Genomic DNA, 13185 nt, shown 5'->3' with positions numbered 1-13185 from the left:
CGGGGCGAGGGTTCGGTGATTCCGAAGGGCGGTGTCGCTACCGCGCACCGGTCGCCGGTGCCTCTGCCGCCTTGGCGGCCTTCGCCGCCTTCTTGAAGTCGCGGACCTTCTGCAGCGACTCCGGGCCGGTCACGTCGGCCACCGACCGGAACCCCTTCTTGCTGTAGTCGCCGGCGACCTTGGTCCAGCCCGACGGCTTGACGTCGAGCTGCTTGGCGACGAGCGCGACGAAGATCTTGGCCTTCTGGTCGCCGAACCCGGGCAGGGCGCGCAATCGCTTCATCAGGTCCGCGCCGTCGGCGGCCTCGGTCCAGATGCGCGCGGCGTCGCCGCCGTACTCCTCGGCGACGACTTTCGCGAGCGCCTGGACCCGGCCGGCCATCGACCGACCGTAGCGGTGGATTGCCGGGGGAGTGGCACACAGGTCGGCGAACGCCTCGGGGTCGGCGTCGGCGATCTCGACCGGATCCATCGTGCCGAACCGGTCACGGATCTTGGCCGGCCCGGCGAAGGCCCGTTCCATCGGGAACTGCTGGTCGAGGAGCATTCCCGTGAGGAGGGCGAACGAATCGTTCGACAGGAGTTCGTCGGCCGCGGGTTCCTGCGCGATCTGGATCTTCGGCATGGGGTCGATTCTGGCAGACGGCACCCGCGTGCGGCTCTAGACTGCCCCCATGATGAGCGGGGAGAACACGGTCGGCTTCGAGAACGGCAGACGTCGGCGGGGGCGCGTCGGAGTGGGAACGGTCGCGACGGTGGCCGGCGCCGTGCTGGCGCTGGCCGTGTCGCTGTTCGGTACTGGCGCCGCCGGGGCCGCACCGGCAGACGACGGGGCGAACTACGTCACCACCCTGCGGTGCGACAGCGTCAACCCGTGGCCGGCAGGCACGGTCAAGGTCCGCGTGGACGTGTTCAACCAGATCCGGCACCCCGCGGACGGACTACCCGGACCCGTCATCGCGCTCATCGGCACCGACCGTGCCCGAGCAGTGGCCCTCGAATACACCTACGAGGTGTCGGTGTCGTGGCGGAACCTGCGGACCGGACGTACCGGCGTCACCACTGTTCCGGGCCGCGGGTACACCATCAAATGGCAGGTCGACATCCATCCAGGCAGCGGTCCCGTCGCCTTCACGATCCGCCAGAAGATCGGTGCGCTGGCCTTCTTCCCGATGACCAATCCGAAGTACTCGACCTGCTCGGGCCGCGCGGTCGCCTGACTCACCGGTCGGCGAGTCCGCCGATCAGCAGGTACTGCGCGGTGAAATAGCTTGCGAGCACCCAGGCCTCGCCGGCCACCCGGAGTCGAGGGTCGGTGACCAGGTGTCGTCGATTGATGATCGCGAGGTCGGAGAGCAGGAAGAACCACCCGCCCGCCCGCAAGCGCGGTTGCGGCGTCGGCACGTCCGCCGCCAGCGCCGACATCGTCGCGAGCGTGTTGCCGTACGTCCCCAGAACCGGCAGCAGGGCAGGGCGGTGTCGGCTCAGCACCGTCGCCGACTCGGCGAGAACGCCCACCCGCGGCGCGACGGACCGAACCGTCGGTCGTGCGCCGGCACGCCACATCGCGACCGCGTAGCTCAACTGTGCGCCCGCGAAAGACGTTGCACCCCTGCGGAGAAAACGATCCTTCGTGGCCGGGTCGTCGTGTTCGAATTCCTCCTGCAACATGAACCGGTCGCCGAGCGCGGAGAACCCGACGACGGACGCCAGGGCGACGGTGTCGGCGACCGGGCGGCGTCGTGCTCCGGCGGCCACCCGCGCCGCGAGAAGCGCGATCGGCAGCGGTTTGGTGATCGCGGCGCTGCGTCGATCACCGGCCGACCCGGCGATCGTCGCTGCCGCGGCAGTGGCCGCATAGGCGATCCGGAACGTTCGGTTCACCGCAGGACGCGGGCGACGAACGCGCGGATGTCGGTGTCGGAGAACCGCTTCGACTGGGCACCGTCGAGCGTCAGATAGGTACGCGCCGACACCTTGCTGTCGCCGACCCGGGCGTCGTTGAGGTACTTGAGGGTGAGCGGTACGACGACGGAGGTGTCCTGTAGGGTCTGCGTCATCAGGACCGGACGCTCGAAGCCGCGAGTGGGCAGCTCGGTCGCCTTGGTCAGCAGGGCGGTGAGTTCGGTGTTCCCCGACAGCGGTTTGGTGAACAGCGAGCCGATGGCGAGACCGTCCACCTCACGCGCGAACTCGGTGACACACGACGCGGCGGCCTTGGTCAGCCACTTCTTGCCGGTGTCGGTGAGGTAGGCGTCGAGATCGAGGTCGGACTGCGCGTTGCGGATCGCGCTCAGCGTGTACAGCGCGTCGGCGGCCAGCCCGGACGGCATCGCCGCGGACGACGGCCCGAGATTGGCCACGAGCGAACCGAACTGGGCGGGAATCGAACTCGCCGCGGCACCCTTGAAGTCGAGCTTGCCGCCCTGGATGGTCGGGGCCAGTCGGGCCAGCGTGATCGCGGCCGCGGCTCCCTGGCCCTCGCCGACCACTGCCCACGAGCGCGACAGGTTGTCGGCGATGTCCCGAGAGGCGCGCACCGCGTCGACGATGTTGCGGGCAGTGGCCTCGAGATCGTAGTACTGCGGCGTGCCGGGGGTCCCGACACCCGCGTAATCGGTACTGACGACGGCATATCCACGACCGAGCCATCGCTTGAGCTCATCGGTGTCCTCGGCGGTGGGCCGCGACGACGGTGCGCACCGGTCGGCGATGCCGCGCGAACCGTGGGCCCAGGCGACGATCGGCCAACCGCCGGCCGGCGCCCGCCCGCCCGGCACCATCAACACGCCCGAGGACAGATGGGCCTTGCCGTCGGCGCCGGTGCTCCAGTACGTGAAGTCATTTCCGGACCCGGCGCCCGCGACCGTACGTGCCCGGGGGAGTTCGCGATTGGCGTAGACGGCGCCCGGCGTCTGTCCCGGACCTCGCGTGTCGACGGTGCCCGCATTGTCGTCGGCGGGCGCGCTGTTGTCCGTCGACGACGGTTCCGCCGACGGCTCGGCCACGCCTGGCGTCGATGTTCCCGGAGTCGGTTCGGCCGCGGCCGTCGCCGTCATGCCGACGGCGGCCGGGGCCACGACGATCGTCAGGGCGGCTGCGGCCGCGAGGGCGCGTGCGAGGTGGGCACTCCGTGGTTTCGAAGTGTTGCCGTGGGGGTTCATGTGTCGTCAGTTCGTTCTGTGAGGCGTGACCGGATGCGAAAAGCGTTGTGCGTCAAGCATTGACGATGCCGACGGCAGGTAGGAACCAGCAGTTCTGGGTACCGTTGCTGGCGTTGCCGAAGACTGCCGACAGGATGGTGCCGCTGCCGGTCTTCACCGGTGCCAGCCGGACCCCGGACAGCAGGGGCAGCGCCGTCAGCGCGGTGCGGTCGGTGATCGGGTCGAGATCGGCGAAGCCGCCCTGGAGCGTGCTGGTGTTGAACCACGCGACCTGCATCTTGCCGCCGCTACCGGCCGTCGGCGAGGCGGGCACGAAAGCGTATGCGGTCTCGCCCTTCTCGACGAGGTTGAGCTTCTCGGGCAGCTTCACGCCGGGGATCATGTCGAGCAGCGGCTTGAGCTGGGTCAGGGGGTCGGTCTTCATCGGCCACGGACCCGCCACGGCCCCTGCCCCGGCGGTGACGAGTCCGAGCGGGTTGTCGGCGGTGGGTGCGGTGCAGAACGGCGACACCGACGGGGTGAGCGTCTGGATGCCGAGCGTGCGCAGCAGGGCGATGGGGTCGGTCGGGGCCGCGACCGGAGTGGCGGCCGACGCGGGTGCGCCTTCGGCGGCCGCGGGGAGCGGGAGAGCTCCCGCACGCCCGGCGATGTCCTCGACCGAGAGTTGTCCGGCGCTCCCCATGATCGTCTGGGCGGCCTGCACGGCGATCTGGTCGACACCCGCGGCCTTGAGCAGACGTACCGCCCCGGCCAGCTCGGCGTCGAACGGGATCGACAGCGCGCCGAGCAGATTGGCGGGGATGAGGGGCTCGGCCGTCGCCGGCGCCGAGGTGGCGGTGAGGGTGGCCGCCGCGATCGCCACACCCATGAGACCGGCGCCGCAGCGCTGGATCGCGCGGCTGCGAGTGACGCGACGCGGAGCGTCGGAACGCGTGAACCGAGACGTGAGGGACATGGCTCTCCTTGGGGCAACCGGCTGTGACGGCCGAGCACCCGCCACGTGTGGCGGGTGTGACAGATGGGACTCGAGTTACAAGAGACCACGAAGACTCGGAACCCGGCAAGTCGCGAGTCCGACCTGTGACATGGGCGCGATCCGCGAGAGACCGAAACCGCGGCGAACTGCGGGTTCAGTGCCCGCGAGCACGGCCTCGGACCGCCGCACAGAGGCCGACCACCGTCGGCACGCTCAGCTCGCGCCGCCGATTCCCTTGCCGATCAACACGACTCCGATGACCAGGATCAGCACCGCCATCACCGTCGCGTTGTTCGCCTGCAGCCACGACTTGTGGCGGTCGAGAGGATCGCGCAGGCGGGCCGCGGCGAGCTGGTAGCCCACGACCGGGACCACGACCGAGGTCGAGGCCAGGAGTGCGAAGATCGCCACCGCGATCACGTCCTGCGGCATCGACAGCGCGCCCGAGGTGATCGAGACACCCGCCGCCCCGCAGAGAACGAGATTCTTCGGATTGATCGCCGCCAGCGCGAACGCGGTACCCATGGCGGTCACCGGACGCATCTCGTCGATGGCCGACATCCACTTCGGCGTCGCGGACTCCGCGTGCCGGGAACGCCACTGACGCAACCCGACGACGAGCAGGACGACACCGAGCGCGATCTTCACTTAACCGGGCGACACCGCGACACCCACCGCAAGGGGTAGTAACTCACCGAGCAGGGGTCCCATCGAGAATCCTCACGAAGTGGCCGCCGACCGTGTCGTCGTACGCCATGGTCGCATCCCGTGAGGAACTCTCGACCGGTAACGAACGAAGGCACCCCGCGATGAGTCGGGGTGCCTTCGTCTGTGAGAGGAGAAGAGATCAGATGATCGCGAGCCCGATCACCGGGACGATGGTGCAGGAGACGACCTTGCCCTTCGTCTTCGTGGTGACGTTGCCGTGGATCGCCGAGATGACGCGGCCCTTGCCGGTTCGCGAGATACCGGTAAAAGTGCCGGGGCCTTCCTTCACGTTGATCTTCGGGTTGCGCTTGAGCGTCGTGGTACCCGTGCGACCGGTGTCGACGTTGAACCAGCTGACCGTGAGCGGCGCGGCCTTGTTGTCGATCGCCGGACCCGTGCCGAGCGAGGTGTAGACGTAACCGCTCTCGCCGCGCTTGGGGCCGGGGGCGGGTGCCTCCTGCGGTCCGGCGGTGACCAGGGCGCGACCGAGCGAACCGCCGCCGGGGATGCAGCCGAGGCCGAAGGTCGGGTAGAGGAATTCCTGGATCTTCGGGGCGTTCGGGCCCTGCGGGATCTCGGGATCGCCGGGCTTGGGCTCGGCGGCGAGCTGACGCGCGGCCTGCTTGCGGCCGGGTTCGCCGAGGAAGTCGGCGATCGAGCGCCAGATCTTGCTCACCTCAGCCGGCATACCGGGGGTGTCGGCGAACGACTGGGCCTGGCGGAGCAGGTCGACCGAGACCTTGCCGTCGGGTCCGGGCGTCGCCACGGAGCCGATGATCGCGGGAGCGAACGCGCCGAGCGACTCCAGCACGCGCTGGTCGACCTTCGGGGGCGGGGCGGCCTGCGCGGCCATCGGCATCGCGAGTGAGGTCGCCGCCGCGAGCGCCGACACGGCGACGAGGAGTCGACGGGTCCGGAGTCGATGCGGGGCATGGCCGGATCGCAACCTCAGTGGCCGGGAGAAACGCACTGGTGTGTCCTAACGGTCGTGGCGCCGACGATCAGTTGATCGGCGCCTCGCGGGTCGTGTCATCCGCCCGGGTGTCGGGTAGCGGACAGCCCATCCTCTCACCCGGGTCGTCGCGGGTCATTCTAAGCCCCCCGCGGGTTCCACTGTCCAGACCGCCGGCATGTTACGGGTGGGGTTAGAGTGGTAATTGATGCAATTGTTATCGAAGTGACGTCGGGCGGTTGGATCTTACGGACAGGCGGCAACCTGGTTGGATGAGGAGAATCGGGTATCGGGGACGGTCGAACAGGAGTCTGAAGTGACAGAGCTGCGCGCTGACGCGTCGGGTCGCCCACGCGGGAGGTCGCGACTGACGCGCCTGGTGGTCGGTGCCGTCGCGGTCGTACTGGCAGCGACGACGGCCAGTGCCTGCGCCGACGACTCGTCGTCGGGCGGCGAGGTCACGCTGCTCACCCACGATTCCTTCGAACTGCCGGAGTCGGTCATCGACGAGTTCCGTCAGGAGACCGGGCTGACCCTGAAGATCGTGAAGTCCGGGGACGCCGGGCAATTGGCGTCGACGGTGTCACTGACGCCGGGTGCGCCCAAGGGAGACGCGGTCTTCGGCATCGACAACACCTTCGCCTCGCGTCCGATCGACGCCGGCGCCCTGGAGTCCTATGAGTCACCCGCCGCGGCCGACGGTGCCGCCGATTTCGCGGTGCCCGGCGCGGAGGGGCAGCTCACGGCCGTCGACCGCGGGGATGTGTGCCTCAACATCGACGACGGCTGGTTCGAATCCAGGTCTCTGACCCCGCCGGCGAGCTTCCGGGACTTGACCCGCCCGGAATTCGCCTCGCTCACCGCGGTGACCGACCCGGCGACCTCCTCGCCGGGCACGGCGTTCCTGCTCACCACCGTCGGTGCGCTCGGAAACGGCTGGCAGGACTATTGGAGGCAGGTCGTCGGCGGCGGCGCGACCATCGTCTCGGGCTGGGAGGTGGCCTACAACCAGCTCTTCACCGCCGGCGAGGGCCGTGGCGACAAACCCATCGTGCTGTCCTATGCCTCGTCGCCGGCGGCGACGCCCGGGACGAGCGCGCTGCTCGACAGCTGCTTCCCGCAGGTGGAGTACATCGGCATCCTGAAGGGCACCCGGAACTCGACCGGCGCCCGCAGGCTCGTCGATTTCATGCTGAGTCCCACTGTGCAGAAGGAACTCCCGAACTCGATGTACGTCTACCCGGTGCAGCGCGACACCCCGCTGCCCGAGGGATGGCCGGCGCGCGCGGAGGTGCCCGCCTGGATGTCGTCGCTGCCGCCCGCCACGATCGCGGAGAACCGCGAGATGTGGCTCGATCAGTGGCGTGCCGCGGTCGGCCGGTGACGACTCGGTGACCCCGGCCGGGACAGTGGTGACCCGGGTGGCCCGGGCCGCCGGACCGGTTGCGCTGTGGGTCGTCCCGGCGCTGTTCGTCGTGGTGCTGTTCGCCTGGCCGGTGATCGCGCTCGTCCGGCGCGCCGTCACGATCGCCCGTGACTCCGGGGTGGGCCTGATCGAACTGCTCGACCGTACCGACGCCCTCGGGCTTCTGGGCGTCACCCTGGGCCAGGCGGCCGCCTCGACGGTCCTGGCACTCGCCGCCGCCGCACCCATCGCGTGGTTGTTCGCCCGGGTCCGCGGGACCACCGCGCTCGTGCTCGCCGTCGTGGTGACCGTGCCGTTCGTGCTGCCGACGGTCGTCGTCGGTGTCGCTTTCCGCTCCCTGCTGTCCGGCCCATTGGCGTTCCTGCACATCGAATCCGGGCTGCCGGCCGTGCTCGCGGCGCACATGTTCATCAACATCGCCGTCGTCGTCCGCGTCGTCGGGGCGGCCTGGCGCAACCTCGACCCGCGACTGCTCGAGGCGGCACGGTCGCTCGGGGCGGGCCGGATTCGGGCGACCATGACCGTGGTCGTGCCGCGCCTGGTGCCCGCCACGGCGTCGGCGGCCGCGCTGATCTTCTTGTTCTGTTCCACCAGTTTCGGCGTCGTGATCATTCTCGGCGCCGGGGAGCTGCGGACCCTGGAGACCGAGATCTACACGCAGGCCATCGGATATTTCCGGATTCCCGAGGCGGTCGCGCTGTCGATGCTGCAGATCGTGGTGGTCATTGCGGCGCTGCTCCTGACGCGGGTGTTCGCGGATCCGGCGAGCCGCGGATCGGGTGGCGGCGCCCGGCGGGCCGAACGGAACCGCAGGGTCGCCGGCGGCCGCTGGACGCGGCCGGCGGTCTGGGTGGTGGGGGCGTGGACAGCAGTCCTCCTCGTCGGACCGGTCCTGGTGCTGGTGGTGCGGTCGGTCCGGCCGGTCGCCCACGGCGACTGGACCCTCGCCGGCTACCGCGCACTGGCCGAACCCGTCAACGGGGTGACACCCCTGGAGAGCCTGCGCTATTCGCTGGTGACCGCGACCGCGGCGACCGCCATCGCCCTGGTGGTCGGGACGCTCGCCGCCGTCGCGCTGCATCGCGCGCACGGAGTCGTCGGGGCGATCGGCTCGGCCGTCTCGCTCATCCCGCTCGGGATCAGTGCTGTCACACTCGGATTCGGCTACCTCATCGTACTGGCGTCGTTGCCGTACGAGATCGCCGCATCACCCGCGGTCATCCCACTGGTCCAGGCCCTCATCGCGATTCCGGTGGTCATCCGCATCATGATGCCCGCACTCGAGTCGGTGCCGGTCCGGTTGCGGCATGCCGCGGCGACGTTGGGAGCCACGCCGTTTCGCGTCTTCGCGACCGTCGACCTGCCGATCGTCGGAAGGTCGATTGGGGCTGCCGGTGGGTTCGCCTTCGTCATGGCCCTGGGCGAGTTCGGCGCGACGAGCTTCCTCGCCCGCGCGGACACGACCACCCTTCCGGTACTCATCGGGTCCGCCCTGAACCGCCCAGGCGCCGAGAACCTGGCCACCGCCATGGCCGCCTCGGTGGTCCTCGTCATCGCGACGGTCGTCGCAGTCGTCGTGGTCGAGGCGTTCCGGCCCCGCTCGGAGGTGCCGCTGCTGTGACCACGCAGAACGCGAAAGACGTTGCCGGACAGGCTCAATTCGTACTCGAGGTCTGCGACCTCACGGTCGCGTACGGCGGCGAGACCGTCATCGACGGTCTGTCGTGGCGGCTCGGGGGAGAAGGGTCACTGGTAACCGCGATCCTGGGCCCGTCGGGGTGCGGCAAGTCGACCCTGATCCGGACGATCGCCGGACTCGAGTCGCCGGTCGGTGGAACGGTGCGGTTCGGCGGAGTCGACCTCGCCGGCGTCGAGGTCCATCGGCGGGACTTCGGGGTCGTCTTCCAGGACGGGCAACTTTTCGGCGGGCGCAGTGTCGCGTCGAACGTCGCGTACGGGCTGAAGGTGCGGCGCTGGTCGCGTCGCGCCATCGCCGATCGCGTCGCCGAGATGCTCGACGTCGTCGGACTCACCGGCTACGACAAGCGTCTCGTGGAAACCCTGTCGGGCGGCCAGGCCCAACGGGTCGCGCTCGCGCGTGCCATGGCCCCGCGTCCGCGTCTGCTGTTGCTCGACGAGCCGCTCGCCGCGCTCGACCGGCGGTTGAGAGACGAATTGGCCGTGGAGATCTCGGAGATCGTGCGAGCGGCCGGCGTGCCGACGATGGTGGTGACCCACGACCACGCCGAGGCGGCCACCATGGCCGACGAGATCGCGGTCATGCGGGACGGGGTGATGATCCAGACCGACGTTCCGGCGGCGCTGTGGCGACACCCGGTCGACGAGTGGACCGCGCGTTTCCTCGGCGCCACGACCGTCGTCGACGCGCAGGTCCGCTCGGGCGTCGCGCAGACCGTCCTCGGTGAGATGCCGCTGGATCGTCCCGACGGTTCGTGCCGGCTCGGCCTGCGGCCCGAGTCGGTGGCGATCGGACCTACGCCGTCCGATGCGCCGGAGAGGCCGGGAACGACGGCGACCGTCGTGCTCGTCGCCGAACTCCCGGCCGGGCCGCGCGTGCGCATCGACACCCCGGTCGGCGAGATCGATGCGGTCACCGACGCCTTCGTCGCGATCGGCGACCGGATGCGGGTGCGTCTGGTGCCGGAACGGGTCGCGGTGATCGGGTCGTGACGCCGCGTGGGCCGGCGAGGCGGTCGTCGTGCCGGTGACACGGCGGGACCTGCTGGTCCCGCCGGGACTGATGGTCGTCGGAGCGACCTCCATGTATCTCGGCGCGGCCGTCGCCGTCGGCCTGTTCGACGTCATCTCCCCGGCCGCCGTCGCGTGGTTGCGGATCGCCGGGGCCGCGCTGGTGTTGCTGCTGTGGGTGCAACCGGCCCGGACGGCCTGGCGTTGGGAGCGATTGCGCCTCGCCGGATGCTTCGGGCTGATCACCGCCGGGATGAACATCGCCTTCTACGAGGCGCTCGCGCATCTGCCCCTGGGCACGACCGTCGCCCTGGAGTTCCTGGGCCCGATCGTGGTGGCCGCCTTGGGTTCTGCGACGCGTCGCGATGTCGCCGCACTCGTCCTGGCGGCTGTCGGCGTGGTCCTGATCGCCGATGTCCGGTGGTCGGGAACGGCGATCGGCGTCGTCCTGGCGCTGACCGCGGCCGCCTGCTGGGCGGGGTACATCGTCCTGGGCAAACGGGTCGCGGCGCGAGGCACGGGCGTCGAGGATCTGGCGACCGGCTTCGCGGTGGCCGCGTTGCTCACCGCGCCGCTCGCGTGGTGGGTGGCCGACGCGGTACGCGCGGGGGCCGCGCTGCCGGTGGTCCTGGCCCAGGGGTTGCTGCTCGGCATCGCGTCGACCGCGGTGCCCTACGCACTCGACCAGATCGTGCTGCGGCGGGTCGGCCAGGCAAGGTTCGCGATCCTGCTCGCGCTGCTGCCGGTGACGGCGTCGGTGATCGGGTTGCTCGCGCTGGCGCAGGTGCCGCGGCCCCTCGAAGCGGTAGGGATCGCGCTCGTCGCGGTGGCGGTGGCCGTGCGATCGGTCGACGACGACAGCCGGTCCGACGATCGCGAGGCGGAGATGCCGCCGGGGTGACCGCGAATCAGGCGGCGCGCGCCTTCTTCAGTGCTTTGTGCAGCTCTTTCTTCGACATGTCGGAGGTGTCGAGCTTGCGCATCCGGTGAATGACCACCGGGCAGCGAACACAGCGCGTCGAACTCTTGCAACACTTCTTCTTGGGCTTCAGAGAGCCCACCTTGGTCGGGTCGACCTTGCCCATACGGCGAGGTTAGCAGACCCTAACTACAACTCTTGTGGGTGCTGTGATCGCGGTCTCACCGCCCGAGCCGATAGTCTGTGACGTTGAATCCCTAGGTGATCTGCTCCCCGCGCCGGTCAGAGCCGTTCGGCTGCGAACGTTCCAGACGTTCGGCAGTGACCCGGACGCCGGCCGCCGCTGCCGGTCCCCAACCACACGAAAGAGAGCCAGTGAGCGCTGTCCCCACCTTCCGCAACGTCGCGATCGTCGCGCACGTCGACCACGGAAAGACCACACTCGTCGACGCCATGCTGCGCCAGTCCGGCGTCTTCGGCGAGCGCGCCGAGGTCGTCGACCGGGTGATGGACTCCGGTGACCTCGAACGTGAAAAGGGCATCACCATCCTCGCCAAGAACACCGCGGTCCACCGGCGCCAGCCGGACGGCACCGAGGTCGTCATCAACGTCATCGACACCCCCGGCCACGCCGACTTCGGCGGTGAGGTCGAGCGCGGCCTGTCGATGGTCGACGGCGTGGTCCTGCTCGTCGACGCCTCCGAGGGCCCGCTGCCGCAGACGCGCTTCGTGCTCCGCAAGGCGCTGGCCGCCGAGCTGCCGGTGATCGTCGTCGTCAACAAGACCGACCGTCCCGACGCCCGCATCCAGGAGGTCGTCGACGAGACGCAGGATCTGCTCCTCGACCTCGCCTCCGACCTGGACGAGGAGGCCGCGAAGGCCGCCGAACTCGTCCTCGAGCTCCCCGTGCTCTACGCCTCGGGCCGCGCCGGTGTCTGCAGCACCGAGCAGCCGGCCGACGGCGAGATCCCGGCGGGGGAGAACCTCGACTCCTTCTTCGACGTCCTGCTCGAACACGTCCCGGCGCCCAAGGGTGACCCGGACGCGCCGCTGCAGGCACACGTCACCAACCTCGACGCGTCGGCCTTCCTCGGCCGTCTCGCGCTCGTCCGCATCCACAACGGAACCCTCCGCAAGGGCCAGCAGGTGTCCTGGTGCCGCGAGGTCGACGGTGAAGCCGTCGTCGAGCGCGCCAAGATCACCGAGCTCCTCGCCACCGTCGGAGTCGACCGGGCGCCCGCCGAGTCCGCATCGGCCGGTGACATCGTGGCCGTCGCCGGTATGCCGGAGATCATGATCGGCGACACCCTCGCCGACCTGGAGAACCCGCAGCCGCTGCCGCGCATCACCGTCGACGAGCCGGCGATCTCGGTCACCATCGGCACCAACTCGTCGCCGCTGGCGGGCCGGGTGTCGGGCCACAAACTGACCGCCCGCATGGTCAAGCAGCGTCTGGACACCGAGCTGATCGGCAACGTGTCGCTGCGCGTGCTCGACATCGGCCGGCCCGACGCCTGGGAGGTGCAGGGACGTGGCGAGCTCGCCCTGGCCATCCTCGTCGAGCAGATGCGTCGTGAGGGCTTCGAGCTGACCGTCGGCAAGCCGCAGGTCGTCACCCGCAAGGTGGACGGCAAGGTCCAGGAGCCGTTCGAGCATCTGACCGTCGACGTGCCCGAGGAGTACCTCGGCGCGGTCACCCAGTTGCTCGCCGCCCGCAAGGGCCGCATGGAGCAGATGAACAACCACGGCACCGGCTGGGTCCGGATGGAGTTCATCGTGCCCTCGCGCGGCCTCATCGGGTTCCGTACCGACTTTCTCACCGAGACCCGCGGCACCGGCATCGCCAACGCGGTGTTCCAGGGTTACGACGCCTGGGCGGGCGAGATCCGGGCGCGCCACACGGGTTCGCTCGTCAGCGACCGGTCGGGAACGGTCACCCCGTTCGCGATGATCCAGCTCGCCGACCGCGGCACGTTCTTCGTCAACCCGGGCGACGACTCGTACGAGGGCCACGTCGTGGGGATCAACCCGCGCCAGGAGGATCTCGACATCAACGTCACCCGCGAGAAGAAGCTGACCAACATGCGTCAGTCCTCGGCCGACGTGATGGAGACCCTCGCCAAGCCGATGCAACTCGACCTCGAGGGCGCCATGGAATTCTGCGCCGCGGACGAGTGTGTCGAGGTCACCCCTGAGGTCGTGCGAGTGCGTAAGGTGCACCTCGACTCGACGACGCGCGCCCGTGAGCGCTCGCGGGCCAAGTCCCGGGATGCCGCCGTCAGCTGAGTGTCGATGGCGCTCCGGCGCCGCATCACGGTGGCGGGCGCGTCC

At 69.8% G+C, this 13185-nt stretch carries 13 protein-coding genes; 6 read left to right on the top strand and 7 right to left on the bottom strand.

The window, feature by feature from the left end; genetic code table 11:
• Positions 1-37: 37 nt before the first annotated feature.
• Positions 38-625 (bottom strand): HhH-GPD-type base excision DNA repair protein, encoded by a 588-nt coding sequence (locus KB201_RS12630; RefSeq protein ID WP_159371194.1) that lies wholly within the window; start codon positions 623-625, stop codon positions 38-40.
• Positions 626-674: 49 nt separating this feature from the next.
• Between KB201_RS12630 and KB201_RS12625 the strand changes: the two genes are divergently transcribed.
• On the top strand, positions 675-1220 hold the full coding sequence (locus KB201_RS12625; protein ID WP_159371193.1) for a hypothetical protein: 546 nt from the start codon (positions 675-677) through the stop codon (positions 1218-1220).
• A 1-nt stretch (position 1221) separates the two neighbouring features.
• Here the strand turns inward: KB201_RS12625 and KB201_RS12620 are convergent, their stop codons facing one another.
• From KB201_RS12620 to KB201_RS12600, 5 genes are all read right to left on the bottom strand, one after another.
• The gene (locus tag KB201_RS12620) at positions 1222-1884 is read right to left on the bottom strand and encodes a lysoplasmalogenase family protein (protein WP_065632625.1); all 663 of its coding nucleotides are present in this window, start codon (positions 1882-1884) and stop codon (positions 1222-1224) included.
• Positions 1881-3164, bottom strand: a complete 1284-nt coding sequence (locus KB201_RS12615) for a lipase family protein (protein ID WP_159371192.1) — start codon at positions 3162-3164, stop codon at positions 1881-1883. Before KB201_RS12615 ends, KB201_RS12620 begins: the two co-directional genes overlap by 4 nt.
• Positions 3165-3216: 52 nt before the next feature.
• Positions 3217-4119 (bottom strand): hypothetical protein, encoded by a 903-nt coding sequence (locus KB201_RS12610; protein ID WP_058252517.1) that lies wholly within the window; start codon positions 4117-4119, stop codon positions 3217-3219.
• Between the two features lie 234 nt (positions 4120-4353).
• Entirely contained in the window at positions 4354-4788 is a 435-nt protein-coding gene (locus KB201_RS12605) for a GAP family protein (RefSeq protein ID WP_265965993.1), read from the bottom strand.
• A 199-nt stretch (positions 4789-4987) separates the two neighbouring features.
• On the bottom strand, positions 4988-5818 hold the full coding sequence (locus KB201_RS12600) for a hypothetical protein (RefSeq protein ID WP_211539391.1): 831 nt from the start codon (positions 5816-5818) through the stop codon (positions 4988-4990).
• Positions 5819-6116: 298 nt separating this feature from the next.
• On the opposite strand from KB201_RS12600, the gene KB201_RS12595 reads away from it, so the two are divergent.
• The 4 genes from KB201_RS12595 to KB201_RS12580 all read left to right on the top strand — a co-directional run bounded on the left by KB201_RS12595 (position 6117) and on the right by KB201_RS12580 (position 10836).
• Positions 6117-7184, top strand: a complete 1068-nt coding sequence (locus KB201_RS12595; RefSeq protein ID WP_211539390.1) for a thiamine ABC transporter substrate binding subunit — start codon at positions 6117-6119, stop codon at positions 7182-7184.
• A gap of 7 nt (positions 7185-7191) precedes the next feature.
• Positions 7192-8847: an iron ABC transporter permease gene (locus tag KB201_RS12590; protein WP_211539445.1), complete on the top strand. Its 1656-nt coding sequence runs from the start codon at positions 7192-7194 to the stop codon at positions 8845-8847.
• Positions 8844-9917: an ABC transporter ATP-binding protein gene (locus KB201_RS12585; protein ID WP_211539389.1), complete on the top strand. Its 1074-nt coding sequence runs from the start codon at positions 8844-8846 to the stop codon at positions 9915-9917. The genes KB201_RS12590 and KB201_RS12585 overlap by 4 nt, the downstream gene beginning before the upstream one ends.
• Positions 9918-9987: 70 nt before the next feature.
• On the top strand, positions 9988-10836 hold the full coding sequence (locus KB201_RS12580; RefSeq protein WP_165630806.1) for a DMT family transporter: 849 nt from the start codon (positions 9988-9990) through the stop codon (positions 10834-10836).
• A 7-nt stretch (positions 10837-10843) separates the two neighbouring features.
• Here the strand turns inward: KB201_RS12580 and KB201_RS12575 are convergent, their stop codons facing one another.
• Positions 10844-11020, bottom strand: a complete 177-nt coding sequence (locus KB201_RS12575) for a hypothetical protein (protein ID WP_091344396.1) — start codon at positions 11018-11020, stop codon at positions 10844-10846.
• Between the two features lie 209 nt (positions 11021-11229).
• On the opposite strand from KB201_RS12575, the gene typA reads away from it, so the two are divergent.
• Positions 11230-13140 carry a translational GTPase TypA gene (gene typA, locus KB201_RS12570; protein ID WP_058252521.1) on the top strand — a complete coding sequence of 637 codons (1911 nt, stop codon included), beginning with the start codon at positions 11230-11232 and terminating at the stop codon, positions 13138-13140.
• Positions 13141-13185 lie beyond the last annotated feature (45 nt).

This window comes from Gordonia sp. SCSIO 19800 (assembly GCF_018132775.1).
GTDB classification, from domain to species: Bacteria; Actinomycetota; Actinomycetes; order Mycobacteriales; family Mycobacteriaceae; genus Gordonia; species Gordonia hongkongensis.
This window is presented reverse-complemented; position numbering and strand designations above follow the sequence as displayed.